The sequence below is a fragment of the bacterium genome, from assembly GCA_037200965.1.
Classification (GTDB): Bacteria; Patescibacteriota; Minisyncoccia; order Phycocordibacterales; family Phycocordibacteraceae; genus C7867-001.
The window spans coordinates 1-26,778 of the sequence record JBBCGK010000001.1 but is presented as its reverse complement, the minus strand read 5'-3'; the positions used below and the strand labels follow the sequence as shown (position 1 = coordinate 26,778).

Here is a 26,778-nt window from a genome sequence, read left to right as displayed (position 1 = left end):
GATTACGAAATATACCGGCTTCTAATCATGCCTTCAACCATACCACGGTCCCTGCCATATGTCAGGGAGGATAACTGCCTGAGGTCGTCTATCTGGTCGGGATTCCCCGGTTTGAGGTTCAGGGTCTTTATGTTGAAGGGCTTTTGGGGTACCCCCCCTGCGAGAATGCGGACATAGGCGTTGCGGTTTTCGAGGTTCACGAAATCGGTCGCGGAGAACGCCGGCGCGAACTGCTTCTCGAAGAACTCGGCATCCTCCTCGCCCACCCGAAACACGGCCATGTTGCCCACGTTCCCGAATACGGCGTCGCGGATCTTCTCGTCAACCTGTGAAAGGAACTGGTGCGCCATGGTGAGCGAAAGCTTGTATTTCCGGGCTTCGGAAAGGATGCCGGGGATGGAGTCGGTCGTGATGTTCTGGAACTCGTCGATATAGAGATAGAAGGGATTGTACTCTGCCCGGGGATTGTCGGCCCGTGAGAGCGCGGCCATGAAAAGTTTGCCGACCACGATGAGTCCGATGAGGTTCGCGTTTCGTTCCCCGAGCCTTCCTTTCGAAAGATTCACGAGGAGTATCTTCTTGTTATCGATCACTTCCCGGAAATGGAAGGAGGACTGCTGCTGCCCGACGATCGGGCGCATGAAGTCGTTCGCGGTGAAGTCGTCGAACTTGTTCGTGATATACGGCACGATGTTCTGAAGCGACGCTTCGCCTTCGGCCTTGGTCGCGATCTCGGTCCAGAACTGATTGACGACGGGATTATTGCTTCTCGAAAGCTTCAGGTCGCGGAACGCCTTGTTCGCGAGCACGCGCGGGATATCGAGTATGGTCGAACCGCTTGCGGGATCCTCCATGACGAGAAGCGTCGCGTTCCTGAAGTACTGCTCGAAGGCGGGACCCATCGACTCGGGCACGTCGCCATAGAGGCGGCGGAAAATGGCGAGGATCTCGTTCACGATGAAGGTCTTCTGTTCGGGGCGCGACGGATCGTATTCGAGAAGATTCAGCCCGAACGGCCGCGACGTATCCGCCGGGTCGAAATAGATGACGTCCTCATAGCGCTCGGGCGGAACGCCGGCAAGCACCTCGAGAATGTCGTTTCCGTGCGGGTCGATGAAGCAGACGCCCTTTCCGGCCCGGACATCCTGGTCGATGAGCGTCCGGAGGAGGCCGGTCTTTCCGGCGCCGGTCTGCCCGATCGCATAGAGATGCCTGAGGCGGTCTTCGTCCGCGATAAACACCTTCGTCTCGACGCCGCGGAACGTGTTGGTGCCGATCTGCGTCCCTTCTCCGGAGAGCGTGAGCGGCGCGGCGGCGGTCGAAAACCGCGCCTGCTTGAGGCTCGGCGCGGATTTGATGCCGTTTGGCGGGAAGTGATAGAGCGTGGTCACCTCCTTAAGCGAAAGAGGAAGCGCGGAACCGACGGCGGTACGGAACGAAAAATCGCGGATCGCTCTCTTGCCCGTACTTCCGGACGGCCGCTCCCACGCGAGCGTATTCCCCCTGGTATTGCCGAACTGGTTGAACGCCGACTCCAGCTCGCCCTGCACCTGGCCCGCGCGTACCGCGTCGGTCCCCGATACCACGAGCCGCATCGTCGCTTCGACGACGGGAGACCCGAGCTTCTTTTCGAGCGCTTCGATATCGGTCTTATTCGCCTCGATCTGCCGCTGTTCGGCCTCCCGCTGCTTTTGCCCGTCCCTGGACTTTCCTCCCGGAAGGAAGAAGGAGCCGAACTCCTTTGCTACCTCCCCAAACGCGGTCTCGGGAAGCGAGAAGGCTTCGCTTCGCTTCTTGCCCTTCCTGAGCGCATCGAGAACTTTGCGATAGTGCTTGAGATACCGGTCTCCTGCGGGCTCGATAAGGAGCTGCAGCGCCGCCCCCTCGCCTTCCGCGGCGATCTTCGCGAACGCGTTCAATATCCCGTTGAGGGGATCGTAGTCGAAGTCAGCGTAGTCCTTAAGGGGAAGCATGGGCTTTTCGGAGAGCTTTGCGACGGAAACGAGCGACGTTCCGTCTTCGGCGAAGACGTTATAATCGTTTGGCTGCGGCGCGATATGCGCATGGGGAAAGATCGCCAGGAGCTGCTTCTCGAAGAGATCGCGCTTGCCGTTTGGAACCGCGACATAGAAAAGAAGGTCGGCGCGACCGACGGGAACCGCGAGCTCCATCGAAAAATAGCGCGGCTCCCCGGCGTACGCCTCTCCCACCGAAAGCATGCCCGCATAGAACTGTTCCATCGCGGAGACCAGTTCCTTAAGCGGCTTCTCCCGCCCTTCGCCCTTGGCGTCGGGCTCCGGAAGCGCGACTTCGTAAAGCGTCATATGGAGCGCTTTCCAGGTCGGAGCCTTCTCGTCGAGTCCCTTGACCTGCATGCCCGAAAGGACGTACTGCACGAGGAACCTGTGGAAATCGTCCTCGATATGCGGGTTGTCCATCTTTTCGAGAACCGAAAGCGCATTCCTGATGCCTCTCGTTTCTATGATCTGCATGAGTTCGGTGATGGTCGCATCGTCGTCCTTCGGGTCGAGGTTGAGCGCGAGCGCCTTGACTTCGGTCTCGGGCATTTGATACGCCGGTGCGAGAACTTCTTCCGCGGGGGTTTCTTTATGATGGATGATGCGCTCATGCACGATCTCGGCCGTCGCTACCGGAGGCGCGCTTTCTCTGCGAAGTCCCCGAAGTTCGTTTTCCTTTGCCGCCACTTGCGCCCGAAGATAGGCGAGCTCTTCTTCCGGCGTCTGTATCGGCTGCGCGATTCCTTCCATGATGAGTACAGTATAAAGCATTCGAACATGGTCTTTCCCTTCGTATCGGGGATACGTTCCCGATTTGCGTTTCCGCGCGGGCAGAGTATCGTTCTCGTCAGATACCCTTTGCGGAGACGACGCAATGAGAACTCCCCCGCCTGCACGCGTCGCGAACTGCGCCGCGCACTTCGATCACAAAGGATTCAAAGCATGGAGAGCGCGAATAGATTCGAGAACGCTTAATATCGCCGACCCCGGAAACGACGTTGTCGCGCATCTCACCGGCAAATCGTTCCTCGACCGACTCGCCGATATCGATATTCCGCTTAACCAGGCCGTCTCATTCGGTCTGAACGGCGAGGAGTCGCTTAAACCGCCAGTCTCCTATGCCGAAGACTGCCGCCAGCTGACCGCGGCATGGAAGATCGAGGCCGCCCGGCAAAAGTGAAACGAAACGGGCGCGGCTTATCCAAGCCGCGCCCGAAGCTTTTCATCTGTACTCTACTTTCCCGCCTTTTCTCTCATCGTCCTGAGACCGTCAGCCCACATCGCAAGCTGGTCGAACACTTCCCCGAGCGTCTTTGCAAGCGACTCCTTCTCGAGAGGCTCGCCATCGCTCGTAAAGGCGGCCCATACCGCGGGAATCACGACCGAATCCCGTATCGAAGCCATGCGAAGCTCGGCAGCCACTTGCCGGAGCTGCTCGGCGGCGCGTACGCCGCCCGCGGCTCCCCCGTAGCTTACGAACGCCACCGGCTTGTTGTTCCATTCCTTATAGAGATGGTCGAGCGCGTTCTTAAGCGGGGCCGGATAGCCATGGTTGTATTCGGGAGTGACGATGATATAACCGTCGCCCTTCGCGACCGCTTCCGACCACTTTGCCGCCTCAGGCGCTATGATGCCCGTCATGCCCGGACTTCCCGCGCCTTCGAAAAAGGGCAGGTTGAATTCCTTAACATCGAGGACTTCCGAAGTGAAGTCGCTTCTCAATGCCGCCTCGCGCGCAACCCACTTCGCGACCTTCTCTCCGTTCCTGCCTTCTCTCGTGCTTCCGAGGATTATCTGTATATGTGGCATAGGTTACTGGTTAGCGTATAAAACTCACCGGACTTAGAACCTACCATGAACGAAAAATCGGCAGGGTGTGTATAATTACTGCTTCATGTCCGACGCCCTCCTTCATATCGATCCGGTGACGTTTCTCAAAACCGCCGGGTATCTCGGCTTCACCGCCATCGTGTTCTTCGAATCGGGCATCCTGCTTGGCATCTTTCTTCCCGGCGACAGCCTTCTTTTCGCCGCGGGCCTTCTTTCCGCCGAAGGCTATCTCCATATCTGGCTGGTCGTTGTCCTCTGTGTCGGCGCGGCGATCGTCGGCGACAGCGTGGGCTATTGGATAGGAGCGAGAGCCGGACGGATGCTCTTCAACCGTCCGGATTCGTGGCTCTTTAAACGGGAATACGTGGCGCGGACGGAACGCTTCTACGAGAAGCACGGGGCACGGGCCGTCGTGATCGCACGGTTCGTGCCCGTCGTGCGCACCCTCGCGCCTTTTTTCGCGGGTATCGGCCGCATGCCCTATCGCACCTTCTTCACCTACAACGTCGCCGGTGCCGTCGCCTGGGGGGCAGGAATCACCCTCGTCGGCTTTACGCTCGGAAGCGCCTTTCCGGTACTGCAAGAGTATCTGTTTCCGATAAGCATCGGGATCATTGTTATTTCCTTCGTTCCCGTCGCTATTGAATGGTTTCGAGTCCGGCCGGATACGTAGAAATGAACGAAGGGATGGCGAAGAGGAGAGCGATAAGCGGGAGAACGAACAATACGACCGCGATCACGCCGCTCCACCAGAGATACGCGCGTGTCTTTTCGGTCGAGGCATAGGCCGCGTCTATTTTGGCCTCGAGCCCCGAAAGGCGCTCCGCGAGTTCCGGATCAATCATGAAAAAAGCATAGCACGCGGTATACTGAAGCCATGTCTTCGACCGAAAAATGGATTCTCTGGATTGTCGCGGCCGCTGTCGCTCTCGGCGGCGTATGGTGGCTGGTTACGGGGAGCGACGGACAGACGGCGCCGGGCATCGCGCCCGCGGAAGTTCTCTCAGTTCGATAACCGGTGCGACACATAGAGGCCGATCACGGCCCCGATGCCGCCCCAAAGAAGGGACGACGAAGAAAGAACTTCCTCGCCCCAGAGCCTCGGCACCAGGGCTCCTATGACCACGCCAAGGATGAGGCCGAGGGCAAGCGATGTCTTTCGTTCGAGCATACGGAAAGTATAGCAAACCGCAGAATCCGGAGCTGCGGTACGGCGCTTATTTCGACAGCCGGTGGAGGACCTCGCCTTCGAGCGTTTCCTGCCAGACGCGCTTCGCTTCGAAGAGCTTTTCCGTAAGCGCCCTGATGCCCTGTTCGTCCCCGGGCGTGAGTATCTGCTCCAGGGCGGCTGCCTGCTCAAGGCGTTCGTTCACGCGCCGCAGCGTTTCCATGATGAATGCGGGCAGCGCGGCATTGCCGTCCCTGAGCACCCAATACGGCGAGGCGATTGCCACGCCCGGGATACCGTAGGTTCTTTCACAGGCAGGAGTCATACAGGCAGGTAATTGAAATTATTCGTAATCGGCCGGAACGCTTTCGAAGCCGGACTCCGTGACCACCACATGATCGATGAGGTGGACGCCGAGCAGCTTCCCCGCGGCGACGAGCTGCGCGGTCACGATCTTGTCCGCTTCGGAGGGCGCCGTCTCGCCCGAAGGATGGTTATGCACCAGGATGACCGCGGCCGCGGAATACTCAAGCGCGGGCTTGAATACCTCCCGCGGATGGATCATGTTCGCGTCGACGGTGCCGATCGATACCACTTCGTCGTGGATCACTTTGTAGTGCGCGTTCAGATAGATGCCGCGCAGGTGCTCCTTGGGCAGCAGCCGCAGATTCGCGGCGTACTCGAACACGTCGCGCGCGGTGCGGACCACCCTCTGGCCGTGCCGGTTGCGCTCGAAGAGCCTGCGGCCTATCTCGATGCACGCGACGATCTGGGTCGCTTTTATAAGCGGGATGTCGAGGTCCTCGGAGAGCCGTTTCGCGTCGTTCCTCGCGGCCAGGCTCTTCTCCCCGTATTCCTGCATGATGCGCGAAGACATCTCGAGCACGCCCTCCCGCACCGTTCCGACATTGAGCACCACGGAGAGAAGCTGCGGAAGCGTCAGCGCGCCGGGGCCCGCCGAAAGGAGCCGCTCGCGCGGCTTGTCCGCGGGAGCAAGGTCGCGGATCTTGTAGACGTACTGCTTGCCCGGGTTATCAAGCACCAGATGCGTATCGCGAAACATGTAGGGTGAAGGCTGCGACATGGATGTACATACTATAGCCGCACTGCCCCGCACTTGAGAAGCGCGCTTATCCACCGAAATGCAAAATCCCGCCACTGAAACGTGGCGGGATTTTGCGGTCAATACCGTTACGCTGCGGGAGTTTCCTCCGGCGCTGCCATCGGGGCATCTGCTGGCGCTTCTGCCGGGGCCATCGGTACTGCCGTCTCGTCGGGGGTGGTGATTGGGTCCATGTCGTTCGTGTTACTAGATAAATCAATCCCGAACCTCGGGTCCGGGAAACTCACTTCTTCAGTATACCCGCATGCCCCGCATGCGGCAATCCGCTATTTATAGAGATCGATAAGCGCTTGTATGCCGAGAAGGTTGCGATCCCATTCGACCGTCTCGTGGGTCGCGAGTTCAACCGTGATCGCGGGAATGCCGATTGACGCGAGCCAGCCTTCGGCGTCCCCGGTGATCGGGTATGCGTCGAACGTTTTGACCGCCGGATATCCCGCCGCATGCGCATACGCGTCCATGCTCGCAAGCGTGCCGGGAAGGATTCCCTGCGTGCACTCGGAAGCATAGACGGCATTTGCCTGGCTGTGCCAGAAGACGACGGCGGCAGGGTGATGTTCCGTAACGACTGTCCTGACCGCCCGGCTCTCGGGCTCCGAGAAGGCGCTCGTTCCGGCGCTCACGGGCCTCCCCTGCCACGTGCTCGTAGCCTGCCATTTGCAGTCGAAGTTGCGGTTGAGATCGACGGCGTGCGCGTTGAAGCGCGCCGACGCGAGAACCTTCGAATCGGTCGAGGCATCGGCGGCGCTAAAGCGGCCTTCCTTGCCGACCGCCTTAAAGACCCCGTCCGGATTGATCGACGGTATTACGTCGATAGTAAGGCTTGCGGGAACGGTTTCGGGATGCGCGGCAAGATAATCCATGAACTGGTATGCGAGAAGGACGCTGTTCCACTCATAGCCGCCGTGCATGCCGCCGACGAACAACAGGTGCTTCGGACCCGTTCCGTAGCTATAGGCCGTGATCGAACGGCCCTCCACGGAAGAACCGATACCTTTCGCAGAAGGAACAGGAACCGAAACCTTCTGGGGCTCTGCCGGTGCGGGTTCCGGCGCTTTTGCGTGCCGGCCGAAAAGCATCCATGCCCCCGCGGCAAGTACCGCGAGAACGAGAATGCCGATGACGAGACAGGTTCTCGAAACTCCCATTACTCCGCGTAGTGGTTGAGAACCGCGCTGATGCCCTTCCAGTTCTTATCCCATTCCGTATCGGTATGGTTGGTGAGAAGCACGCTTATGGCCGGGACTTTGAGCTTCGCGAGCCAGTTCACCATGTCGCCCGTAATGGCGTAGAAATCGAACGATGCGTGAGCCGGATAGCCGGACGCGTCCGCGAAGAGCTTCGTGAGGGTTGCGGTTTCCGGAAGGACGCCGCCGTGGCAATTCGAGGAGAACACGCCGCCCGCCGAGCTGTACCAGACGACGACCGCCATCGGCTTCTGCGCTTCCACGTATGACTTGACCGCCTGGCTCTCGGGCTCGGAGAAAGCGCTCGTGCCCCCGCTCACCTTCGTGCTTTGCCAGGTGCCTTCGGCCTGCCAGTCGCAGTCGAAGTTTCGGTTGAGATCGACGGTATTGGCGTTGAAGCGGCCGGGGACGGTAGCCGCCTGCGAGGACGGCACGTCGGAAGCGCTGAAGCGTCCGGTGGTGCCGACGACTTTCTCAAGGCCGTCCGGGTTCAGGACGGGGATGACCGTCACTTTCTCGTTCTTCGGTACCGCATCCGGATGCGCGTCGAGATAGTCCATGAGCTGATAGGCGACAAGAGCGGTGTTCCACTCGTAGCCGCCGTGGATGCCGCCGACGAAGAGAAGCTCGGCATCTCCCGTGCCGTAGTGGTACGCGGTGATGGCATTTCCTCCGGCCGAGGTGCCGATGACCGAAGTCTTGCCGTCGCTTTGCGCCGTTCCCTGCGTAGCCTCCGGCACCGGTACCGTACTCGATGCCGTTTCCCCTGAAGTCACCGGGGCGGGGGCGGTTTTAGTAAAGAAATAGGCACCGATGCCGATGAGGATAATAACGACGACCGCTACAACTGCGATAATGGTTTTGTTCATACCCCGTATGGTAGCACACGGCCCTGGTGAAAAATCAATGAGCGAACCGGTTCGTCCCGTCGGCTTCCCGCTCGTTCACGCCCTGTTCGGAAAGGCCGAAATAATGGCCTACTTCATGCCACAGCGTTTCCCGTATCGCGCGCCGTACCGCCTCCGGGAAGTCCCCGCCCATTTCGTGCGCTTCTTCAAGAAGCGGCAGGCGGTAGAGCGTGATGGTATCGGGAAGCGTCACGCCGACCCCGTATTCGCTCCCGCGTTCGACGAGCGGGATGCCCCGGTAGAGCCCGAGAAGCGTTTCGCCTTCCCCCAGGCCTTCGAGCTGGCGCGTTTCGGCATCGACTTCGTTCTCGATGAGCAGCGCGACATTCGCTACCTTATCGGAAAAGCGCTCCGGCATGCGCTTCCACTCCTCCGCCGCGATATGTTCGAATTCCCGCTCGCTCATAGTCATGAAGAAACTATAACCCGCCATGACAAAGAGCGGCCCGCGGGCCGCTCTGAACTCAGAACCTCACTTAGTCATGCACCGGAAGTGCGTCTTTGTGTCGCTCGGCTGCGATAATGAAGTCAAGCAACGCGTTCCTCGTTTCGGATGTTCCCAATAGGGTGGCGATCTTTTTCCCGGTGCCGTCTATAAGGTACAGGAAGTTTCCCTTTATCGCCCAGGAATAGGGCCCCGGCGGCATCTTCGCCAGCGTCTCTGCGTTTAACGGCATACTCAGGCTCCTTGCAGTTTTTCAGTTACTGCACTGATCGTATCATTTATAGTTCAGCGTATCTACACCTCGTCCTGCGCGTCGTTCGCAAGATCCTCCGCATCGTTTGCGTAGTCGACAGCTTTATCGTAGTCCTTGTCATCATAGACGCTGTTCGCCTTCTTGAGCTTCGCCTTCGCGTCATCGAGCATATCGTTCGCGTCATCCACGTCCTTCCCCCGGTCGTCGGCCTTGTCGATAGCGTCCTGCGCGTCGTCGATCGCGTTTTCCGCGTCGCTTATGGCGTCCTTCGCATCGTTCTTGTCCCCCTTGCTTTCAAGGACGTCGAGCGCGTCGTCTATGAGGTCGCGGGCTTTTGCGGCATAGCTCTTTGCGTCGTCGTATTTCTCGTCGTCAAAGGCGTCGTATGCCTTGTCGAGATAGTCCTCCGCATCGTCGAGATCGTTGTCCGCTTCCTTTACGTTCGAGCTGTCCGAATCATCGACCTTGTCCCGCGCGTCGTCGAGCTTGTCGCTTATCTTGTCGATATAGTCGTCGGTCTTGTCCTCGCTCGTCTCCCCGCCCGCGTCCTTAAACGCGTCGGTCGCCTTCTCGTATGCCTTGTCCGCATCCGTGACGGCCTGGGCGAAATCGTTCTTGAAGTACCAGTTAACCGCACTGAAGAGGGAATCACGCGCGTCGTCGAGCTCCTTGTCCGCGTATCCGATATCGCCGCTCGCGTCGTCTATCTCGTCATCCGCGTTCTTTAGCATCGTTATCGCCTTCTTGATCGCATTCTGGGCGTCAAGCGCCTTGCCGCTTGCGGCAGCCGGGGCGGATGTCTTGAGCGCATTCACCTGCGCGAGAAGGGACGCGATCTGGGCCTTGAGGGCCTCGTCGCCCGATGCGGCCGGAGCCGACGGAGCTCCCCCGGCAAGCCTGAGGTACTTCGCGCGCGAAACCGGACCGAAATATCCTGTCGCGCTGATCCCGTTTGCCGCCTGCCATGCCGCTACCGCTTTTTTAGTGAGGTCCTTGAACTGAGTTGTCTCGTGGCCGGGAGACCCGACGCCGCTTAGGGAGACGGTGAAGCCCGCGCTATTGAGATACTGCTGGAGGCAGCGCACGTCCGTTCCTTCTATCCCGAGCTCGAGGTCGCGGTCGAATACGCATAGTGCCGCGGCGTGTACGCTTGGCGCGTGTATGCCACCGAACATACCTACCAATGCGAGAAGGCCGATGCCGGAAAGAAGTCGATGGCGGATCATGGTGCGTAAAATTAAAGGATAAACAGCGCGGGCGCGTATGCTTCCATACTAAAGCCCGTTGCCCCCGGCAACAAGGAGCCGCACGGAATAATTATTAATTAAAGGAGCGGCAACTGATTCGCGCGATATTTTTCAGACAGGGCCCCGGCGCGCTCCGGACTGAGCCCGAAAGCCTTGAGCGCGGTCGTATCGGCCCGGTACCGGTAGCGCTCGATATCAAGCGCAAGAGGAGCTGCAAATTCTATGCCCTCGTCCTCAAGGAGCTTCTGCTGCGCCTGAGGGCTTGTGCCCGAATTTTCCTGGAGGCTGATCCGTCCCGCACTACTCAGCACCCTCCACCAGGGGAAATCTGGCGTCCCGCCAAGGGCGTGCATAGCCCATCCGGTTTCCCGCGTGGCTTTGGGTGCGCCCGCATATTCCGCTACCTGGCCGTAGCTCGCGACGCTCCCGTGCGGGATGCTGCGTACGATTCTGAGAATAGTTTCGTGAAATGCGTCCATCGTACTTCTAAGTATACGACCTCGAGAGCGAGACTTGCAGACGGAAACCTCACTGTCCCTGAGGCGGTTATCATAGCCACAAAACAATGCGAAGCACCGCAGGCAGACTGATCGTCTGGGCCGCCGTCGTCGCGCTTATACTCGCGATACCGCTTGCGCTGACGCTTCTTGGCAGCGGAGTCGACGGGGACGGCTGGCACTGGACCTTCTTCGATTTCGTTTTCATGGGCGCGCTTCTCTTTGGCGCGTGCCTTGTCTATGAGCTGGTAGCGGAAACGAGGAACAATGGCGCATATCGAACGGCGGTCGGCCTTGCGGTGGCGACAGCGGTGCTTCTTGTCTGGATAAACGCGGCCGTCGGCATCATCGGGGACGGGGACTTGGACAGCCCCAACGGGCTGTACTTTGCGGTGCTCGCGATCGGATTCGTGAGCGCCTGTATCGCACGCTTTAGGCCCCGCGGAATGGCGCGCGCACTGGGTATAACGGCCCTTGCCCAGGCCCTGGTTCCCGTGATCGCGCTCGTTTTCTGGAAGCCCCTCCTTTTTGAGCCTCCCGGCGTCTTTGGGGTATTCGTCTTGAACACTTTCTTCGTCCTGGTATGGATCGGATCGGCCCTGCTATTCCGGCGCGCAGGGACTGCGGAATTGAATGGACAGGCGAAGTGAGGCGCCTTACTTCTTCGCGAAGAACGCTTCCGCAAACGCCGGAATGAACAACCCCGAGAGCAGGTAGAAAACATACTCGCCTATCGGGACGCCGAGGAACAGCTCTCCCGGCCAGCCCGCGAGCTTCCAGTACTCCTGTATCCATCCGGGATGGAAATGCGTCGCGACAAAATACCCGGGCAAAACGATAAGCGTAAGTATGATTCCGGTGGCGATGGCCGGAAGAATCATTCTCGGAACCCTCGCGCATACGCATGCGGAGAGCACGATCATGCAGGTGATTTCGGTATAGAACGACGGAATATGCATAAGATAAAAGGGTCCGAACATAAGGCATGCCGCGGCAATCGTCAGGACAACTTTAGAGGCGCGGGGAAAGACCGCCTGCTTTTCGATCTTCGCGCGAACGCCCTTTGAAATCCAAAAGTAGGTGCCAAGGGCCGTGCCGGTAAGCCCGAAACCGAAGAGCAGGTCTTCGATATGGAAAAACGTATCCCAGACGAATACCGGCGACCACCAGTCGGCGAGATTTGCGTGTTCAATAAAGGGAGTGATGAGCGCGAAAAGCGCGCCTAGGATCAGGATTTGCTTTTGCACTTCCCTGGCGGAAAGCAGGAAGATATAGGTTGAGAAAAACGAGATGAGGGTGCTCATGCAGGTTGAAACGGAATAGTATCGTAATCAAGATAACGCCCCGCGCAGAACCTTCCTTCAAAGGGCGCCTTGAAGTTTTTAACTGCTAACGATGAGGACACCCCGCCCAGCAACAAGGCCTTCGCATCCCGCTCTTGAGTTTCGAGAGCGCCTTTTTGATGCGGATGTTCCTCGTTTCCGCCCTCTTGCCGGACGTGATCCAGCATATCCATTCGTTGCGGGCGAGCGGCGTAATATCGTTCCACAGCGTCCGCGCGGGAGCGGAAGCGGCCAGGGCATTTCGTAAATCCGCAGGCATTTTATGTACCGTACCGGACGCTAGTCCTTGCATAGCGAAAGTATAGCAATAAACGATATGCCCAATCTCTTTCTGCTGGGGGAGAAGGAGTCGGACCTTCATACACAGCTTCAAAGGCTGTTGTCCTGCCGTTAGACGATCCCCCAATACGAAATACACTAGCATCAAAGATCGATTTAACCATAAATAAAAAGCGAGCGCGCCGCCGGAGTCATCTCCGACAGCGCGCATAGCGCACAAGACCATCAAGCGTTCGCTTGAAGAGGCGCCCGGCCTCCGCCCTCAAGCGAAAGCGGCTGCTGCGCCGCGTCCCGGTTGAGGATGGCGCTTAGCTTGCCTCTCAGCTGTTCGACCGTCGAACGATCCTGGACCGCCGCCCGAAGGACCCGCAGAAGCTCATCGTCGTCGAAAGGCGAACCTTTCCCGCAGGCCATCGCCGACGCGGCGGCAACGACTTCCAGATGATCGGGCGAAAGACGCTCGACTGCCCGTCGATCCGAAGCGAAAAGGCGAAACGCCTCGGACAGGAATGAACGCGATTCGGTCTGAGTGCTGTTTGATGCAGACATGAAGTCTCTCCCATTGCGAGCCCTGATGTTGCACAAAACTACTAAAGGGCTCTGACGAATACTCTACCGCCCCTCGGGAACGGCATCAAGCACCGCAAGCTCGAGCGGAAGCTCGGGAACGGGGGCGAAGCGAATGCGGTCGGAAGCGGTGAGGAAGGAGAGGAGAACGGTATGGGTAAGATTCGAACCGCTTTCGTCCGCATACTTCTTGAGCGTGGCATATTCGTCCGCGCCAAGCTCCGCTTCCAGTTCCTTTCGAAGGTCGGGCGCGTGGCGGATAAGAAGGATGGACCGCAGCGCCTCGAGCACAAGCATAAGAAAAAGCTTCAGATCGGCGCCGTCTTTGGAAACATGCGAGATAGCGGCTAAAGCCTTTCCCCGATCGCCTTTCGCGACCGCGGCGACGAGCTCATGCACCCGCTCGCCCCTCGGCGCGCCCGTGGCGCCTTCCACGTCAGCTCGCGAAAGTTTTTTTCCGCTCGCACCCGCAAGTACTTTCTGGAGTATCGAAAGCGCATCGCGGTACGAGCCGTCGCCAAGAAGCGCAACAAGCTCGGAAGCGTCCGGCGCAAGCGCATATCCTTCCTTCTTCGCCACATCCGCGACCACTTCGGCAAGCGCCCTCCGTGAGGGCTTTTTGAACTCGAACACCTGGCAGCGCGACTGGACGGTTTCCGGCACTTTCTCAAGGTCGGTCGTGGCGAGGACGAATATCGCGTGCGAAGGCGGCTCCTCGAGCGTCTTTAAAAACGCGTTCCATGCCGCCTTCGAGAGCATGTGCACCTCGTCGAGGATATACACCTTATAGGGAGATTCGAACGGGAGCGTATACACGCCTTCGGTAAGCGCGCGGATATCCTCGACGCTGTTGTTCGAGGCCGCGTCGACTTCATACAGGTCCTTCTCGGTTACGCCGAGCTCCCGTGCGAAAATGCGCGCGGCGCTGGTCTTCCCGAGGCCTCGGGAACCGGCGAAGAGGTATGCGTGCCCCGCTTTTTTGGAGGCAACGACTTCCGCAAGCGGCTGCGTTACCTGCGGCTGCCCGGCGACTTCGGCAAAGGTGGAGGGGCGATAGGTGCGGTACAGGGATTGGTGCGCCATTGAAGCAGTATACAGCCGGGAGGCGAAAGATTCGACCGCCAGGCGCTTGCGCGCCTGGCGGTCAGTTCACGGTGTCCGCGCATACCACCCGTCCCGCGGGTCGAGCATGAAGCCGAGCCGCATCGCGGTCCGGTCATAGCGCGTGACCAGTTGCCTGTTTCTTAAGTCATCAGGGCACATGCCCCGCTTATACTCGGGATTCATCTCGGCCGGGCGGATGCGCACGGACTCCACCGCAAGGCGCCGCGCGACTTCAAGGAGCACATCGACAAGCGCATCGTCCCATTTCAGGCGGTTCAAGTTCGCCCTGAAGCGGGCTGTCGCTTGAGGCACGCACGCTACCGCGCGCTCCGTCTTGGTCCCTTGTATCTGGATAACGTGCAGGACGCGGGTGTCGAGAATATCCATGGTAAAGCCGATGCAGGCGATCGGTACCAGGTCGCATTCAAGGACGAGCGCGTAGTCGCTTTCGAGGTGAAGCAGTATCTCGTCGCCTTTTGGCGTGAGGATATATTCGTCCCTGGTCGGCCGGAGCGTATAGTAGTTCCCGGCTGATCCGCGTGCCTCCGGCTTGAAATGCGATCGAAGAATCCGTTCGCTGCACGCCCACATTGACGGAGTCTGAAGTACGCGTCGCAGTTCTTCGTAGTCGAACGCAAGCGGCATGGTTGCCAAAGAACTCATATGCACCTCCGTTATTTCGCTAGACCCGTTCTACCACGAACCCCTTCTTATGAAAACGGTCCGGCTTCCCTGATGATTTTTGCCACTTGCTCCGCATTCTGCGCTTCCATGAGCTTCATCCGAAGCTCCGCGGCACCGTCAAAACCCGAAACAAACGCCTTGAAATGCTTTTTCAATATCGCGAAGTGCTTGGGAGGCGAGAGTTCCTCGAAATAGCGGGCAAGGAGCACGAGCGCCGCGAGCTTTTCCGCCGAGGTGATATCTTCAGGCCTACGCTCGGAGAAGAGCCAAGGGTTTCCGAATATCGCGCGAGCGAGCATCGCGCCGTCGCACCCGCCCGCGCGCACCTTCTCTTCCGCATCCTGCATGCTTTTTACGTCCCCGTTACCAATGATTAGGGCTTTGGAGCCGAGGCTGTCGCGGATCTCAACGGCACGCGGCATAAGATCCCAGTGCGCGGGCACGAGCGACATCTCCTTGCGGGTGCGGAGATGGAGAGTGACTGCGGCGGGCTCCGTTTCGAGAAGAGCCGGAAGCCAGGTATCGAGCGCTTCCCGGTCGTATCCGATGCGCGTCTTTACCGAAACGGGAATGCCGCCCGGAGTGGCGCGCGCTACGCCGTCTTTGGCGGCGCGCACCAGTTCCTTCGCACGCACCGGGTCCTTCATGAGCGCCGCGCCCGCGCATTGCTTCTCGATAGTCTTGTCCGGACAACCCATGTTGATATCGACGCCGTCAAAGCCGAGCCTGGCCGCAAGCTCCGAAGCGTACGCGATGCGCTCCGGCGAGCTTGAAAATATCTGCGCCACAACGGGCCGCTCGGCTTCCGTATACCGCAGGTCCCGCATGAGCGGATTCTCCGCGTCCGACATCTTCTTTATTTCACGGGTGTGGTAGAGGCCGTCTGCGGAAACGAATTCCGTCCACATGACGTCGGGCTTGGCGGTCTGCGCGATAAGCCTCCGGTACGCGGGGTCGGTCACGTCCGCCATGGGCGCGAGCGCGAAGAAGGGCTTCCTGAGTTTCTCCCAAAAGTGCATGTCCGCACCTTACACTATCTACTCCTTCCGTTTCAAATACACCTTGCCGCTGTCGGTGAAGCGCAGGTCTACATACTCGAGAGAAGCGCCAGGAAAATCGAGTTCCGATGCCGCGGAGGAAACGAGCGCATACGCCCTCTCTTCGTCCCCAAGCACATACGTGACGCGAGTACCGCCTTCAAGATGCAGATCGGCCTCGTCGCCTCGGATGGCGAGGCTTTCGGCTATGGCGCCGAGCTTCGCCATGTCGCGCGCGAACTGAAACGCGGCGGGAAGCTTCCCGGCATTCCGCAGCGTCCGCCCGACTGCTTCGATGCCCGGTGCTTCGTCCGCAAGCGGAGCGTAGACAAGAAGTGTCGAAAGGAGTTGAGATCCTGCGCGCATGGTCGAAGACGCCGCCTCGCCGTATATGAAGCCTGTCGTATCGAAGAAGTAGCAGCGCGGCAGGTCAGGCTCATAGGCCATGCCGCACCAGCGGGCAAGCGGCACCCTGCCCGTTACCGTGACCGCAAGGGACGTGAGCGAAGAGTGCGAGATGGAAACGGCTTCGAGTTCCGGATGCGCGGCAAGTATCGAATTGCGTATGGTCTCGTCCGGTACGAGGAAGTACGAATCGCGCGGAAGGATTCCCCAGACGGTTCCCGCAAGCGGTTCTCGCACGATCGCCTCGATCGAGGTATCCCCATTGCTTACAGCCACGTTCGAAATGCGCAGGTATGGCTGCCATAGGAGATAGAAGAGCGCGGCGACGCAAAACGCCGCAAGAATCGCGCCAAGTATCCGAAGCATTCGCCGCCGCGCGCGGCGACGCGCCCGAAGACGTTCCCCCTTAGTTCGTTCCGCTGCCATGGGTTATAACTTCCTTCCCCATGTAGGGAACAAGCGCATCCGGCACCTTTACGGATCCGTCGGCCTGCTGATAGTTCTCGATAAGCATCGAAAATATGCGCGGCATCGCGACCGCAGTGTTATTGAGCGAATGCGCAAATTCAATCTTGCCCTCCGCGTTTTTATATTTAAGATTCAGCCGGCGTGTTTGAAAATCATGGAAATACGAAGATGAGTGCGTCTCGCGGTACCGCGCCTGCGAAGGCATCCACGCCTCAATATCGTATTTCTTCACCTGCCCGAGCCCGAGATCCCCTCCGCAGTTCACCACCGTATGGTACGGGATGCCGAGAAGCTCGATGAATTCCTCGGCATTCCGCGTCAACTCTTCGTGGAGTTCTACCGACTTCGCGTGCGACGCCTCGCAAAGCACGACCTGTTCCCATTTGAAAAACTCGTGCACGCGGAAAAGGCCCTTTGTGTCCTTGCTGTGGCTCCCCGCTTCACGGCGGAAGCACGGCGAGTATGAAAGAAACTTTTTCGGGAAATCCTTGAGATCAAGCGTCTCGTCCATGTAATAGGACATCGTGGCGACTTCGCTGGTTCCCGCGAGGAATTCCCCATCCTGCGTCTTATATAAATCCTCTTCCCCCTGCGGAAGGTACCCGGTTCCCATAAATGCTTCGCGGCGGACCAAGGACGGCACGATCATCGGCTCGAAGCCTTTCGCGAGGAAATGCTTGAGCGCGAGCTGGGACAGCGCATTCGCAAGAAGCACGCCGTCTCCCTTAAGGAAGTATCCGCGGAACCCCGCCACCTTCGCGCCCCGCTCGAAGTCCGCCATCCCAAGCGCTTCCATAAGCTCTACGTGCCCTTTTGGCTCGAAACCGAATTGCGGAATCTCCCCCCATTTCTTCACTTCCGCATTGTCCGCGTCCGACTCTCCTTCCGGCACCGACATGTCGGGGATATTCGGCACGAGGAGCATGAGCTTCTGCCATTCTTCCATCACCGTCTTATATTTCTCCTCGAGCTCCTGGAATCCTTCCTTCACATGCCGCATGCCCTCGATGAGGGCAGCGCGTTCCGGACCCTGGGCGAGCGCAATGGTATTGCTCATGCGGTTCTGCTCCGCCTTCTTTTCGTCCATCCGCTGCCTGATCGACTTGCGTTCCTCGTCGACGGCAAGAAGGCGGTCGATATCGACCGCGATGCGCTTCTTCCGCGCCCCAGCCTTTATGAGGTCCGCGTTCTCCCGGATGAAATGTATGTCGAGCATTGTCTCGATACTATACGACACTTTTATCTTTTCATCACCAGACACCGTGCATAGTTCGCGGCATGAAATGGCCTGTTCGAGAATTAGACAGACAAGAGTTCCCTCCGCTCCTCTCGGAAATCCCGGGACCGCCCGGGCGGCTGTGGCTTAGGGGAGAACTCCCGCCGCCGGGCCACAAATGTCTGGCGGTCGTGGGTTCACGAGCGATAACGGGATACGGACGGCAGGCATGTAAAACGCTCATAGGAGGCCTCGCCGGATACCCGGTCTCCATTGTCTCAGGGCTCGCGCTCGGCACGGACGCGGCAGCGCACGAAGCCGCGCTTGACGCGGGTCTCCACACGCTCGCCATTCCCGGTTCCGGGATCGAGGACGACGTGCTCTATCCTTCAACTAACCGCGGTCTTGCGAAGCGGATACTTGAAGCCGGCGGAGGATTGATGAGCGAATTCCCTCCCGATTCCCGCGCCACCCGTTGGGGATTCCCAAAGAGGAACCGCATCATGGCGGGAATCGCTGATGCAGTCCTCGTTATCGAAGCCGGAGAGCGTTCCGGGACCCTCATCACTGCCCGTCTTGCCGGCGAATACAACCGTGAGCTTCTGTGCGTTCCGCACGAGATCGGATCACCCCACGGCTTCGGTTCGCATCTGTTCATTCGCCTTGGTGCCGAACTTGTGTCGGACCCGAAGCATATCCTCGAGGCGCTCCGGCTCAAGCCGCGGGAAGAATCAGGCGAAGCGCCGCCGGAACTCGAGGGCGCGGAGCGGGAAATATACGACCTGCTTGAGGAGCCGGCAGCGCATGACGAAATCATCCGTGCCCTGCGGCTTGAAGCCAAAGAAGCGCTCGCGGCGCTCGTAATGCTCGAGCTTCGCGGCGTTCTCAAAAAGGAGTTCGGCAAGTGGCGCCGTATGTAAGTTACGAGACCGCCGGAGTAAAAGAAAACGGGAGCGATGCATGAATCCGGGTGCTCCGGGAATGTTTAGACGCATTGAGAATAGTAAAACCGCGCACCCGCTTCGTGCGAGGATTCACGCGCAACAGAACGTCGTCTCCCGTTTCCACGGTCTGGTCGGATGCCCGCGGGATACCCTGCGAGAAGTAAAAAACGTCGGCTTCTTTGTCGTAGTAGTACGTAATCATATGGTTATAGGATAATTCGTTTCGGTTTCTTTGCAAGATATGCGGTAAGTACGAAGGGCTCGAGACCGACTTTCAGCACGATTGCGAGATATTTCCTGCGACGCGGAAGGAATCGGTAGCAAATAAGAACGGATGGGTCGCTCCGGGAAGGCAGGGTAAGCTCGGGTTCTGCCAGCGTTTGAGCAAAATGCGGGAAGCAGCGCGTGACGTCAGGATGAAACGCGAGGATGTGTTTCTTTCGTTCCTCCGTAAGCGTTACGACCCCATATGCGGACACGAAGCGCTGCATCCGATATTCATAGCGAGAGGCGCTTCATAACCGGATAAAGAATGATTCAACCGCGATTATTATGAAGCGGCTCCATCCTTCACCCTGTCTTCCGCGCTTGACCATATATATAGGGTCGCGGTATGAGTGGGGTAATGGCAAAGAAGCTTCTCATCGTCGAATCGCCCACGAAGGCGCGCACCATCGGCGCATATTTGGGCAAGGAATACGAGGTGATCGCGTCGGTGGGGCATGTGCGCGACCTCCCCAAAAGCAACAAGGATGCGGTCGATGTCGAGGCGGATTTCCTCCCCCGCTACGTCGTCTCTCCCGACAAGCATGACGTGATCGAGCGCATCAAGCGCGAGGCGGCGAAGGCGGACGAGATATACCTCGCAACCGACCCGGACCGCGAAGGCGAGGCGATCGCCTGGCATATCCAGCAGGTCGTAGGGCTCAAAAAGCCCAGGCGTGTCGTCTTCCACGAGATCACCAAAGCGGCGATCGAGGAAGCGCTCGCCCACCCCCGCGAGATCGACCAGCATTTGCGGGCAGCCCAGGAAGCGCGGCGCGTGCTCGACCGCCTCGTGGGGTACGACCTCTCAGGACTTATCTGGAAGAAAGTGCGGTACGGGCTTTCGGCCGGACGCGTGCAGTCCCCGGCGCTTCGCATACTTGCCGAGCGCGAGCGCGAGATCAAGGCATTCATTGCCGAAACCTATTTCGTACTCAATGCGCTCTTCGGCTCGAAAGCAGGCGACTTCCCCGCAACGGCAAGCGAACAGCCGAAGACAAAAGAAGAGGCCGGCCGCATCGTAGAGCTCGGAAAGAAGGCGGCCTGGAAGATCGCGGACGTTTCGGAACGCGCGGAAGAGCGTCAGCCCCGCCCGCCTTTCACCACTTCGACTCTCCAGCAGGTCGCCTCGACCCGGCTTGGCTATTCGCCGTCGCGCACTATGCGAGCCGCCCAGAAGCTGTACGAAGCCGGACACATCACATATATGCGCACCGACTCCGTGAATCTCGGGAAGGACGCGGTCGCGTCCATGCTTTCGGTCGTCGAAAAGCAGTTCGGAAAGGAATACGCCGAGGCACGGGCGTATAAGACGAAGAGCAAGAACGCCCAGGAAGCGCACGAAGCCATCCGCCCCACCGACGCGGCGAAAGCGAAGGCGGGAGCGACGGGAGACGAAGAAGAAGTGTACGAACTCATCCGCACCCGCGCGCTCGCGTCGCAGATGACCGCCGCGAAGATCATGCGCACGAGCATCAAAGTGGATGCGGATGCGGATATCCCGCAGTTCACGGCGAACGGCTCCCGTCTTCTCTTTCCGGGATGGCTTGCGTGCGATACGAAGGCGCGCGGAGAAGACGTGGAGCTGCCGAAACTCTCGCAGGGAGATATGGTCACGCTCCGTTCGCTTGAAGCCGAAGAGAAACAGACCGAGCCGCCAAACCGCTATACGGAGGCCGGACTCATAAAGGAACTCGAGAAGCGCGGCATCGGGCGCCCGTCGACGTACGCGTCGATCATGAAGACCATCCAAGACCGCGGATATGTCGAGAAGACCGGGCGGACACTTACGCCGACCGCGACCGGCATGGTCGTCTCCGGCTGGCTCGAGGATCATTTCGCGAAGTACATCAGCGATTCCTTCACGGCCGAGATGGAGGACGAGCTTGACGAGATCGCGCGCGGGGAGCGCGGATACGCGCCCACGCTCCGTGATTTCTATACCCCCTTCCTCAAGGAAGTGCATGAGAAAGACAGTCTTCCGAAAGCCACGGCGCTTGGCGATGCGCCTTCCGAGTTCCCCTGCCCTATCTGCAAAAGCCCGATGGAATTCAAGCTCGGGCGCGGCGGTATTTTCATGAGCTGCAAGCGCTATCCCGAGTGCCTCGGTGCCCGCGGCGAAGACGGCCTCGAACTCAAGGGCGACGAGCCGATCGGCATGCACCCCGAAACCGGAGCTCCGATATACATAAAGACCGGGAAATACGGGCCGTATGTCGAGATGCCGCTTGAGGCGACTGTATCCGAAGAGGAACCGAAGGAGGAACAAGCTGCGAAGAAGCCGAAGGGCAAACGAAAGTCCAAAGCGAAGCCGAAAGCCAATGTGCGCCGCGCGAGCATCCCGGCGGGCATTTCTCCCGCGAACGTGACGCTTGCGGATGCGGTGAAATACCTGTCGCTTCCGAGAGTGCTTGGGACACACCCGGAAACCGGGAAGGATGTCTTCGCCAACACCGGGCGCTTCGGCCCCTACGTCGGCACGGAGGGAGAATTCCGCTCCATCAAGAAAGGCGACCCGTATACGATCACGCTTCCCGAGGCGCTCGCGCTTCTCGCGGTCGCCAAGCAGCTTCCGAAGGGCGTCGAGAAGGTTCGCGATGTCGGCCCCCATCCAAAGACCAAGAAAATAATTACGCTCCTCAAATCGAAGCAGGGAGTCTTTCTCAAGAAAGGCCTCCGCCGCATCTATCTTCCGAATTCGATCGATCCCGCGACGCTTACGCCAGAGGAAGCTGCTGAATATCTTAAGTAGTTATGACGCTTCCGAAATTGAGCGAAAATCAAATTAAGGAAGTATTTATTGCAGCAGAGATTGGCGTTCCTAAACAAATCAGCAAGCTCGGTGTCGGCTTCTCGAATGATGTCTATTCCATAGACGACACGTATATTTTCAAGGCAATACGAGACGAGGAAGATGAGATATATCTTAAGAAAGAGATTTATCTCTGCGGACTCTTTCAGAACAAGCTGCCAGTTCCCGTCATCGCATATTCGGATACCAATAAGCTAGCGCTCGACAGAGGGTATGTCATATATGAAAAAATCAAGGGAGACAATCTCTATATGCGATGGCATGAATATTCCGTTGATGAAAGAAAGGCTGTTGTTAAACAGATATGTTCCTACTTGAGGATAATAAATGAAACGCCTTACCAGGAATTCGCAGCGAACTTCGGCATCGACACCACTGCATTATGGCGCAACAGAATGATGGCGAATATTGAGGAACATGCGGCCAAAGCCATTATGAAAGGAGGAATTGAGCCTGGCTTTGTACATGAGATAAGAAAATATGTAGAAGAGAACGCGCAAGTGCTCGATGAAAGCAAGACGGCACTGACCTACTATGATGTGCATTTCGACAATTTCATCGTTCGAGATATGGAGGTAGTTGGCATGCTTGATTTCGAGAGAACGGATATTCGATCGGCCGAATATGTTCTTGATGTCGTGCAACGAATGGTCAATGAACCGATGAAATATGCGTCCGAAGCGGCGGAACCGCTTATCAGGCCGGAAGATTATGCAGACCTGATGGAGTGGTATAGAGAATTTTACCCTGAACTCTTTTCGTTTAACAAATTAGGCACACGTCTGGCATTGTACGCGATCGATCATGATCTTGAGCAGCTTTTTTGGTGGCCGGAATCGGAAAGCCTTAAGGCGAGTCTTGCAAAGACTATTGCAGAATCCAAATAAAGCAGGAGTTGTGTATTAGTTTACTAACTCGATGCTAGGGGTATCATAGAGGGCATGACGCCCGTCAAGGAAATCCTGGCAGAAATGCAGAATGCGTCGGACGAGAATATCGCGTTCGTAAAAAAGGCGTACGACTTCGCTGCCAAAGCGCATGAGGGCCATACCCGCTATTCGGGAGAGCCGTATTTCATACATCCCGCGGCTGTCGCCAAGATGCTCGCCGCCGCCGGAATGGACGCGAGAACGATCGCGGCGGGGCTCCTTCACGACGCCATCGAAGACGCCCGGGCGACCCCCGAAGAAGTTGAAAAGGAATTCGGCAAGGAAGTGCTGTTTCTGGTCGAGGGCGTGACCAAACTCGGCAAGCATAAATACCGCGGTGCCGAACGGCACGCCGAAAGCCTCCGGCGCCTTTTGGTCGCGACCTCCTCCGACATCCGCGTGCTCATCATCAAGCTCACGGACCGCTATCACAACATGCAGACCCTCGAGCATGTGCCGGACGAGAAGCGCAAGCGCATCGCGCTCGAGACGCTCGAGATATACGCTCCCCTGGCCGACCGCCTCGGCATGGGGCGCGTGAAGAAGGAGCTTGAGGACCTCGCGTTCCCGTATGTCGATCCCGACGCATACGCGCACACCGCCGAAGTCCGCAAGCTCGCCCGCAAGGAAAGCGAAGTGGGGCTCGCGAAAGTGCAGAAAGAACTCCAGAAGGAACTCGCAAGGAAGGGCGTCAAGGATTTCCATACCGAGATACGCGTCAAAGGACTCTGGAGTCTGCATCAGAAGCTCGCGCGCAAGGGCGACGACATCACGAAAATCAACGATATCGCCGCGCTGCGCGTCATCGTCCCCGCCATAAGCGACTGCTATACGGCGCTCGGCGTCATCCACGCACGCTGGAAGCCGCTCCCGGGAGAATTCAAGGACTATATCGCCCTTCCGAAGCCCAACGGCTATCAAAGCCTCCACACGACCGTCCTCACGGCCGAAGCGGGCATCGTCGAGATACAGATACGCACGAGCGACATGCATGCGAAAGCGAGATACGGCATCGCCTCGCACCTCTCGTATAAGCAGCTGGGAGCCGAGGCATCGAAAGACGCTTCGCAACGCCTCTCGTTCGGCTGGATACGGGAAATGATGCCGTCGCTTCTGCGCTTTTCGAGAAAGCCTCCCGAAGCGGCGCCGGAAATGAAAAAGGCCGACCCGCCAAAGTGGCTCGCCGACCTTGCGGGAGCGCACGCTTCCATCGCCGAATCGAAGGAATTCATCACGGGCCTCAAGGAAGACTTCTTCAGCCACCGCGTCTTCGTCTTCACTCCGAAGGGAGACGTGATCGATCTGCCGATCGACTCGACGCCGGTCGACTTCGCGTACGCGATACACTCGACCCTGGGCGACCATATGCAGGGGGCGAAGGTGAACGGGAAGATGGTGTCGTTCGATACCACGCTCAAGAACGGCGACCGCGTCGAGATACTGAAGCGAGAGTCAACGCATCCGACCGCGAAATGGCTCGATTTCGCGAAGACGTCGCTTGCGCGGCGCCACATCCGCGCGGCGCTCGGGCTTGAGAGCCCGAAGAACAGGATTCGAACAAGACGGCCGAAGCGGGAGCGAACCTAATGACCTCCTCCCCGGGCTCCGCTTCGCTGCGCCCGGGGTTTCCTTCTGCGGCGCTTGCGCGTGACCGCTCCGCATTCATCCCCGCGCTTGCGGGGATGAAGGATACGCGCGGGGTTTCCTGCGAACACAAAAAATGCCCCGACTTGCAGGCCGGGGCATTTCAAGGAGTGCACGCATGATCGTTCCCGTTATTCGACAGCCGCCAAACGGCCGTCAAATCCCGGCTCATCCCAGACGGCAACGAAATACGTTTCGCTGCCGAACCGAACTTCAAGGAACGGGTCCGGGCTCGGGACAATCCGCCACGAGCCGTATTCGTGCGTGAGAGAATGCACGAAAAACAACGCGCTCGGGACTTTCTCTTGTACTTGGAGCGCGATCTCGAGCGCGGCACGGGGCAACAGCGCGGTGCCATTCAGGCCGAAGCGTGAATGATCCTTCAAGTTCAAGACACGCCAGACAGAGCGCGGCACGATCCTGTGCTCGATCAGAACGAACGCAAAACCGAAACCGAACAGAGCAGGCCAGACCCATCCGCCGTGCCTCATGGCAGCGAACGTCGAATCATGGCTCCCGATCGCCTCGCTCATACCATTGCTGATGACCAAGATCGAGCCGATCAAGCCGACTATGAGCATAGGCCATCCAAACAAGGTAAGGAGGACGTTGTGCATTGCCTTGATCGCGCGCCGCTGATATTTGAGCACCGATGCGCGATCAAGTGGACGGATTCCGAGATTCCACAAGGTCCTCATCAGAACCACGTCCACCGGAACGGTGATGCTCTCATGCTGGATGGCGGCAGCGAGAGGTGTGTAGCCCAGATTGTTCTGAACACGATCCGCGAAGACCCGGCGCTCTTCGAGCGCCTGTTGTTCGGCCGTAGCGTCCCGAATTTGTCCGGAACGCGCATTCATGATGCCGAGGACATCGCCCTCGCTCATGCGGCGGAGACTGCGATTTGACATTGCGCTATCCTTCCTTAATTTGATGCGAGGAACGGGTTTGGGAATTACCCGGATAACAACATACTACGGATAGTGGTTCGTGTCATCAAACGCACCTGAAGTTCGCAGGATCGCGGTTTCCGCGCTCAACCTGCCGGTACGCCGGGGCGCTTGCGGCGCACGCGCTTAGGAGCGACAATCCTTCATATGCGGACGATCTCCTGCGTCATATGCGCATACAACGAGGAACACCGGATACGGACCATCCTCTCCGCGGTCATAGACCACCCGTTCCTTGCAGAAGTGATCGTCGTAAACGACGGGTCGACCGACGAGACGCATGCCCTGCTCTCCTCGTACGGCGACAAGCTGAAGCTCATTTCATACCCGCAGAACAAGGGAAAGACCCATGCGCTCACGCTCGGCATCGAAGCGGCGAAGGGAGAACTGCTCATGCTCCTCGACGCCGATCTTGCGGGAGTGACGCCCGCGAACATTTCCGCCCTCGCGAAGCCCGTGCTTGAGGGCAGAAGCGACGTATCGCTTAGCCTTCGCGCGAACAGCCTTTGGATATACCGGATGGTCGGCATCGATTTTGTATCCGGAGAGCGCGTCATTCCCCGCGCGCTCGTCGCCGGACACCTCGAGGGAATGCGGAAACTCCCGCGCTTCGGGTGCGAATCGTTCATCAACCGCCAAATCATGGCGGCAGGCCTGCGCCTCACGGTCGTCAATTGGGAGAGCGTATTTAATGTCCGGATGTACGAAAAGATAGGATGGCGCCGGGGCTTTCAGGCCGAAGCGGGCATGGTCATCGACGTATTCACCGTCCTTTCTCCCTTCGAGATCATTTCCCAGTATTTCTATTTCCTCTCGCACATGGAAAGCACCGCCCCGTCACGCTCATGCCTCATTCTTTCCCGCCTGGCGTCATCTGTGCACCGAGGTATTTCCTGAAATACAGATACGAGCCGAGGAGGATAAGCGCGAGTGCGAACGTCGCGACGCCCGCATAGTCGAGATATCTGCTGGCTTGCGTAAGGCTTGCGCCGAAGAAATAGCCCGCGGCTTCAAAGAGCACGACTTTCGGTATCGTGCCGACCGTATTCCACCAAAGGAACCTTCCGAGCGGCATGCGCACCGCGCCCGCAAGATAGAGGATTACCGACCCGAGGGCCTGGGTTTTCCCGATGAGGATGAGCTTCGCGTCGTGGCGCCGAAATTCGTCTTCGATGGGACGCATGCGCGCTTCCGTGAGTCCGAGCTTCGAGGCCAGGCGCCGCATGAGGGGGCCATGTCCGTAGCGGCCGAGCGCGTAGTACGCGACGTCGCCCGCAAGGTCGCCCGCAAAGAGAACCAGGAAAACCCAGAACCAGTTGAGCTGCCCCGTCGCGACCAGGAGCCCGGCGATCACCCCGACGATCGGTCCCTCGACGACGGTTATGGGAAACAGGAGAAGGTATCCGTAGAGCGCGATGAGCGATTGTATCTCGGGAAGCGTGAGGTCGGGCCACAT

The 26,778-nt window shown here is 58.6% G+C and carries 32 protein-coding genes and 1 tRNA gene; 9 read left to right on the top strand and 24 right to left on the bottom strand.

The annotated features are described in order from the left end of the window. Positions 1-2 precede the first annotated feature (2 nt). On the bottom strand, positions 3-2,768 hold the full coding sequence (locus tag WDN10_00165) for a TraM recognition domain-containing protein (protein ID MEJ0053133.1): 2,766 nt from the start codon (positions 2,766-2,768) through the stop codon (positions 3-5). Between the two features lie 124 nt (positions 2,769-2,892). On the opposite strand from WDN10_00165, the gene WDN10_00160 reads away from it, so the two are divergent. Next, entirely contained in the window at positions 2,893-3,198 is a 306-nt protein-coding gene (locus tag WDN10_00160) for a hypothetical protein (protein ID MEJ0053132.1), read from the top strand. Positions 3,199-3,251: 53 nt separating this feature from the next. Here WDN10_00160 and WDN10_00155 read toward each other — a convergent pair whose 3' ends face one another. Beyond that, on the bottom strand, positions 3,252-3,827 hold the full coding sequence (locus tag WDN10_00155; protein ID MEJ0053131.1) for an NAD(P)H-dependent oxidoreductase: 576 nt from the start codon (positions 3,825-3,827) through the stop codon (positions 3,252-3,254). Positions 3,828-3,912: 85 nt separating this feature from the next. Between WDN10_00155 and WDN10_00150 the strand changes: the two genes are divergently transcribed. Next, positions 3,913-4,521: a VTT domain-containing protein gene (locus WDN10_00150; GenBank protein MEJ0053130.1), complete on the top strand. Its 609-nt coding sequence runs from the start codon at positions 3,913-3,915 to the stop codon at positions 4,519-4,521. On the opposite strand, the gene WDN10_00145 is transcribed toward WDN10_00150, so the two are convergent. Further along, positions 4,487-4,693: a hypothetical protein gene (locus tag WDN10_00145; GenBank protein MEJ0053129.1), complete on the bottom strand. Its 207-nt coding sequence runs from the start codon at positions 4,691-4,693 to the stop codon at positions 4,487-4,489. The genes WDN10_00150 and WDN10_00145 overlap by 35 nt on opposite strands. Before the next feature lie 32 nt (positions 4,694-4,725). On the opposite strand from WDN10_00145, the gene WDN10_00140 reads away from it, so the two are divergent. After that, entirely contained in the window at positions 4,726-4,863 is a 138-nt protein-coding gene (locus tag WDN10_00140; protein ID MEJ0053128.1) for a hypothetical protein, read from the top strand. Here WDN10_00140 and WDN10_00135 read toward each other — a convergent pair. From WDN10_00135 to WDN10_00095, 9 genes are all read right to left on the bottom strand, one after another. After that, complete coding sequence (locus WDN10_00135) at positions 4,852-5,019, bottom strand: hypothetical protein (protein MEJ0053127.1); 168 nt, start codon at positions 5,017-5,019, stop codon at positions 4,852-4,854. The genes WDN10_00140 and WDN10_00135 overlap by 12 nt on opposite strands. A 46-nt stretch (positions 5,020-5,065) precedes the next feature. Continuing rightward, positions 5,066-5,341 carry a hypothetical protein gene (locus WDN10_00130; protein MEJ0053126.1) on the bottom strand — a complete coding sequence of 92 codons (276 nt, stop codon included), beginning with the start codon at positions 5,339-5,341 and terminating at the stop codon, positions 5,066-5,068. Positions 5,342-5,359: 18 nt separating this feature from the next. After that, complete coding sequence (gene radC / locus WDN10_00125) at positions 5,360-6,100, bottom strand: DNA repair protein RadC (protein ID MEJ0053125.1); 741 nt, start codon at positions 6,098-6,100, stop codon at positions 5,360-5,362. A 305-nt stretch (positions 6,101-6,405) separates the two neighbouring features. Beyond that, entirely contained in the window at positions 6,406-7,287 is an 882-nt protein-coding gene (locus tag WDN10_00120) for a M14 family metallopeptidase (GenBank protein ID MEJ0053124.1), read from the bottom strand. Continuing rightward, positions 7,287-8,195, bottom strand: a complete 909-nt coding sequence (locus WDN10_00115) for a M14 family metallopeptidase (GenBank protein ID MEJ0053123.1) — start codon at positions 8,193-8,195, stop codon at positions 7,287-7,289. The genes WDN10_00120 and WDN10_00115 overlap by 1 nt, the downstream gene beginning before the upstream one ends. 34 nt (positions 8,196-8,229) lie before the next feature. Next, a complete protein-coding gene (locus WDN10_00110; GenBank protein MEJ0053122.1) occupies positions 8,230-8,646 on the bottom strand; it encodes a metallopeptidase family protein in 417 nt (138 codons plus the stop codon). Positions 8,647-8,710: 64 nt separating this feature from the next. Then, positions 8,711-8,911 (bottom strand): hypothetical protein, encoded by a 201-nt coding sequence (locus tag WDN10_00105; GenBank protein ID MEJ0053121.1) that lies wholly within the window; start codon positions 8,909-8,911, stop codon positions 8,711-8,713. Positions 8,912-8,973: 62 nt separating this feature from the next. Continuing rightward, the gene (locus WDN10_00100; GenBank protein ID MEJ0053120.1) at positions 8,974-10,158 is read right to left on the bottom strand and encodes a peptidoglycan-binding protein; all 1,185 of its coding nucleotides are present in this window, start codon (positions 10,156-10,158) and stop codon (positions 8,974-8,976) included. Positions 10,159-10,256: 98 nt separating this feature from the next. Further along, complete coding sequence (locus WDN10_00095; GenBank protein ID MEJ0053119.1) at positions 10,257-10,658, bottom strand: MGMT family protein; 402 nt, start codon at positions 10,656-10,658, stop codon at positions 10,257-10,259. An 86-nt stretch (positions 10,659-10,744) separates the two neighbouring features. Here WDN10_00095 and WDN10_00090 point away from each other — a divergent pair, with 86 nt between their 5' ends. Beyond that, positions 10,745-11,326 carry a hypothetical protein gene (locus tag WDN10_00090; protein ID MEJ0053118.1) on the top strand — a complete coding sequence of 194 codons (582 nt, stop codon included), beginning with the start codon at positions 10,745-10,747 and terminating at the stop codon, positions 11,324-11,326. A gap of 6 nt (positions 11,327-11,332) precedes the next feature. Here the strand turns inward: WDN10_00090 and WDN10_00085 are convergent, their stop codons facing one another. From WDN10_00085 to serS, 9 genes are all read right to left on the bottom strand, one after another. Then, the gene (locus tag WDN10_00085) at positions 11,333-11,980 is read right to left on the bottom strand and encodes a hypothetical protein (GenBank protein ID MEJ0053117.1); all 648 of its coding nucleotides are present in this window, start codon (positions 11,978-11,980) and stop codon (positions 11,333-11,335) included. An 85-nt stretch (positions 11,981-12,065) separates the two neighbouring features. Continuing rightward, entirely contained in the window at positions 12,066-12,311 is a 246-nt protein-coding gene (locus WDN10_00080; GenBank protein MEJ0053116.1) for a YdeI/OmpD-associated family protein, read from the bottom strand. Between the two features lie 42 nt (positions 12,312-12,353). Further along, positions 12,354-12,424, bottom strand: a tRNA-Gln gene (locus WDN10_00075). A 99-nt stretch (positions 12,425-12,523) separates the two neighbouring features. Next, complete coding sequence (locus WDN10_00070; GenBank protein ID MEJ0053115.1) at positions 12,524-12,847, bottom strand: hypothetical protein; 324 nt, start codon at positions 12,845-12,847, stop codon at positions 12,524-12,526. Positions 12,848-12,910: 63 nt separating this feature from the next. Next, complete coding sequence (gene dnaX, locus WDN10_00065) at positions 12,911-13,948, bottom strand: DNA polymerase III subunit gamma/tau (GenBank protein MEJ0053114.1); 1,038 nt, start codon at positions 13,946-13,948, stop codon at positions 12,911-12,913. 66 nt (positions 13,949-14,014) lie between these two features. Beyond that, positions 14,015-14,632 (bottom strand): hypothetical protein, encoded by a 618-nt coding sequence (locus WDN10_00060; GenBank protein MEJ0053113.1) that lies wholly within the window; start codon positions 14,630-14,632, stop codon positions 14,015-14,017. Between the two features lie 47 nt (positions 14,633-14,679). After that, positions 14,680-15,672: a tRNA-dihydrouridine synthase gene (locus WDN10_00055; GenBank protein ID MEJ0053112.1), complete on the bottom strand. Its 993-nt coding sequence runs from the start codon at positions 15,670-15,672 to the stop codon at positions 14,680-14,682. An 18-nt stretch (positions 15,673-15,690) separates the two neighbouring features. Then, on the bottom strand, positions 15,691-16,521 hold the full coding sequence (locus WDN10_00050; protein ID MEJ0053111.1) for a hypothetical protein: 831 nt from the start codon (positions 16,519-16,521) through the stop codon (positions 15,691-15,693). Continuing rightward, on the bottom strand, positions 16,502-17,779 hold the full coding sequence (gene serS, locus WDN10_00045; protein MEJ0053110.1) for a serine--tRNA ligase: 1,278 nt from the start codon (positions 17,777-17,779) through the stop codon (positions 16,502-16,504). Before serS ends, WDN10_00050 begins: the two co-directional genes overlap by 20 nt. A 62-nt stretch (positions 17,780-17,841) precedes the next feature. Here serS and dprA point away from each other — a divergent pair, with 62 nt between their 5' ends. After that, a complete protein-coding gene (gene dprA / locus WDN10_00040) occupies positions 17,842-18,699 on the top strand; it encodes a DNA-processing protein DprA (protein ID MEJ0053109.1) in 858 nt (285 codons plus the stop codon). A 1-nt stretch (position 18,700) separates the two neighbouring features. On the opposite strand, the gene WDN10_00035 is transcribed toward dprA, so the two are convergent. Then, positions 18,701-18,925, bottom strand: a complete 225-nt coding sequence (locus WDN10_00035) for a DUF2283 domain-containing protein (protein ID MEJ0053108.1) — start codon at positions 18,923-18,925, stop codon at positions 18,701-18,703. A gap of 423 nt (positions 18,926-19,348) precedes the next feature. On the opposite strand from WDN10_00035, the gene topA reads away from it, so the two are divergent. From topA to WDN10_00020, 3 genes are read left to right on the top strand one after another with little or no spacing between them, the layout of a single operon-like run. Then, positions 19,349-21,739 carry a type I DNA topoisomerase gene (gene topA, locus WDN10_00030; GenBank protein ID MEJ0053107.1) on the top strand — a complete coding sequence of 797 codons (2,391 nt, stop codon included), beginning with the start codon at positions 19,349-19,351 and terminating at the stop codon, positions 21,737-21,739. Between the two features lie 2 nt (positions 21,740-21,741). Then, a complete protein-coding gene (locus WDN10_00025) occupies positions 21,742-22,686 on the top strand; it encodes a phosphotransferase (protein MEJ0053106.1) in 945 nt (314 codons plus the stop codon). A gap of 54 nt (positions 22,687-22,740) precedes the next feature. After that, positions 22,741-24,315 (top strand): HD domain-containing protein, encoded by a 1,575-nt coding sequence (locus tag WDN10_00020; protein ID MEJ0053105.1) that lies wholly within the window; start codon positions 22,741-22,743, stop codon positions 24,313-24,315. Between the two features lie 188 nt (positions 24,316-24,503). Here WDN10_00020 and WDN10_00015 read toward each other — a convergent pair whose 3' ends face one another. After that, the gene (locus tag WDN10_00015) at positions 24,504-25,283 is read right to left on the bottom strand and encodes a hypothetical protein (GenBank protein MEJ0053104.1); all 780 of its coding nucleotides are present in this window, start codon (positions 25,281-25,283) and stop codon (positions 24,504-24,506) included. 186 nt (positions 25,284-25,469) lie between these two features. Here WDN10_00015 and WDN10_00010 point away from each other — a divergent pair, with 186 nt between their 5' ends. Then, entirely contained in the window at positions 25,470-26,219 is a 750-nt protein-coding gene (locus WDN10_00010; GenBank protein MEJ0053103.1) for a glycosyltransferase, read from the top strand. Here WDN10_00010 and WDN10_00005 read toward each other — a convergent pair. Beyond that, on the bottom strand, positions 26,173-26,778 hold a 606-nt coding region (locus WDN10_00005), incomplete at its 5' end, for a DedA family protein (GenBank protein MEJ0053102.1). The two genes, WDN10_00010 and WDN10_00005, sit on opposite strands and share 47 nt — an antisense overlap.

Bases quoted from the DNA above. Each gene is read 5' to 3' on its own strand.
- WDN10_00095 (MEJ0053119.1), bottom strand. From the start codon at position 10,658: ATGGACGCATTTCACGAAACTATTCTCAGAATCGTACGCAGCATCCCG.
- WDN10_00100 (MEJ0053120.1), bottom strand. From the start codon at position 10,158: ATGATCCGCCATCGACTTCTTTCCGGCATCGGCCTTCTCGCATTGGTA.
- WDN10_00020 (MEJ0053105.1), top strand. From the start codon at position 22,741: ATGACGCCCGTCAAGGAAATCCTGGCAGAAATGCAGAATGCGTCGGAC.
- WDN10_00090 (MEJ0053118.1), top strand. From the start codon at position 10,745: ATGCGAAGCACCGCAGGCAGACTGATCGTCTGGGCCGCCGTCGTCGCG.
- dprA (MEJ0053109.1), top strand. From the start codon at position 17,842: ATGAAATGGCCTGTTCGAGAATTAGACAGACAAGAGTTCCCTCCGCTC.
- WDN10_00160 (MEJ0053132.1), top strand. From the start codon at position 2,893: ATGAGAACTCCCCCGCCTGCACGCGTCGCGAACTGCGCCGCGCACTTC.
- WDN10_00085 (MEJ0053117.1), bottom strand. From the start codon at position 11,980: ATGAGCACCCTCATCTCGTTTTTCTCAACCTATATCTTCCTGCTTTCC.
- serS (MEJ0053110.1), bottom strand. From the start codon at position 17,779: ATGCTCGACATACATTTCATCCGGGAGAACGCGGACCTCATAAAGGCT.
- WDN10_00015 (MEJ0053104.1), bottom strand. From the start codon at position 25,283: ATGTCAAATCGCAGTCTCCGCCGCATGAGCGAGGGCGATGTCCTCGGC.
- WDN10_00070 (MEJ0053115.1), bottom strand. From the start codon at position 12,847: ATGTCTGCATCAAACAGCACTCAGACCGAATCGCGTTCATTCCTGTCC.
- WDN10_00145 (MEJ0053129.1), bottom strand. From the start codon at position 4,693: ATGATTGATCCGGAACTCGCGGAGCGCCTTTCGGGGCTCGAGGCCAAA.
- WDN10_00130 (MEJ0053126.1), bottom strand. From the start codon at position 5,341: ATGACTCCTGCCTGTGAAAGAACCTACGGTATCCCGGGCGTGGCAATC.
- WDN10_00060 (MEJ0053113.1), bottom strand. From the start codon at position 14,632: ATGAGTTCTTTGGCAACCATGCCGCTTGCGTTCGACTACGAAGAACTG.
- WDN10_00050 (MEJ0053111.1), bottom strand. From the start codon at position 16,521: ATGGCAGCGGAACGAACTAAGGGGGAACGTCTTCGGGCGCGTCGCCGC.
- WDN10_00165 (MEJ0053133.1), bottom strand. From the start codon at position 2,768: ATGGAAGGAATCGCGCAGCCGATACAGACGCCGGAAGAAGAGCTCGCC.
- dnaX (MEJ0053114.1), bottom strand. From the start codon at position 13,948: ATGGCGCACCAATCCCTGTACCGCACCTATCGCCCCTCCACCTTTGCC.
- WDN10_00135 (MEJ0053127.1), bottom strand. From the start codon at position 5,019: ATGCTCGAACGAAAGACATCGCTTGCCCTCGGCCTCATCCTTGGCGTG.
- WDN10_00035 (MEJ0053108.1), bottom strand. From the start codon at position 18,925: ATGATTACGTACTACTACGACAAAGAAGCCGACGTTTTTTACTTCTCG.
- WDN10_00055 (MEJ0053112.1), bottom strand. From the start codon at position 15,672: ATGCACTTTTGGGAGAAACTCAGGAAGCCCTTCTTCGCGCTCGCGCCC.
- WDN10_00120 (MEJ0053124.1), bottom strand. From the start codon at position 7,287: ATGGGAGTTTCGAGAACCTGTCTCGTCATCGGCATTCTCGTTCTCGCG.
- WDN10_00150 (MEJ0053130.1), top strand. From the start codon at position 3,913: ATGTCCGACGCCCTCCTTCATATCGATCCGGTGACGTTTCTCAAAACC.
- WDN10_00140 (MEJ0053128.1), top strand. From the start codon at position 4,726: ATGTCTTCGACCGAAAAATGGATTCTCTGGATTGTCGCGGCCGCTGTC.
- topA (MEJ0053107.1), top strand. From the start codon at position 19,349: ATGGCAAAGAAGCTTCTCATCGTCGAATCGCCCACGAAGGCGCGCACC.
- WDN10_00025 (MEJ0053106.1), top strand. From the start codon at position 21,742: ATGACGCTTCCGAAATTGAGCGAAAATCAAATTAAGGAAGTATTTATT.
- WDN10_00115 (MEJ0053123.1), bottom strand. From the start codon at position 8,195: ATGAACAAAACCATTATCGCAGTTGTAGCGGTCGTCGTTATTATCCTC.
- WDN10_00080 (MEJ0053116.1), bottom strand. From the start codon at position 12,311: ATGCAAGGACTAGCGTCCGGTACGGTACATAAAATGCCTGCGGATTTA.
- WDN10_00110 (MEJ0053122.1), bottom strand. From the start codon at position 8,646: ATGACTATGAGCGAGCGGGAATTCGAACATATCGCGGCGGAGGAGTGG.
- radC (MEJ0053125.1), bottom strand. From the start codon at position 6,100: ATGTCGCAGCCTTCACCCTACATGTTTCGCGATACGCATCTGGTGCTT.
- WDN10_00155 (MEJ0053131.1), bottom strand. From the start codon at position 3,827: ATGCCACATATACAGATAATCCTCGGAAGCACGAGAGAAGGCAGGAAC.
- WDN10_00105 (MEJ0053121.1), bottom strand. From the start codon at position 8,911: ATGCCGTTAAACGCAGAGACGCTGGCGAAGATGCCGCCGGGGCCCTAT.
- WDN10_00010 (MEJ0053103.1), top strand. From the start codon at position 25,470: ATGCGGACGATCTCCTGCGTCATATGCGCATACAACGAGGAACACCGG.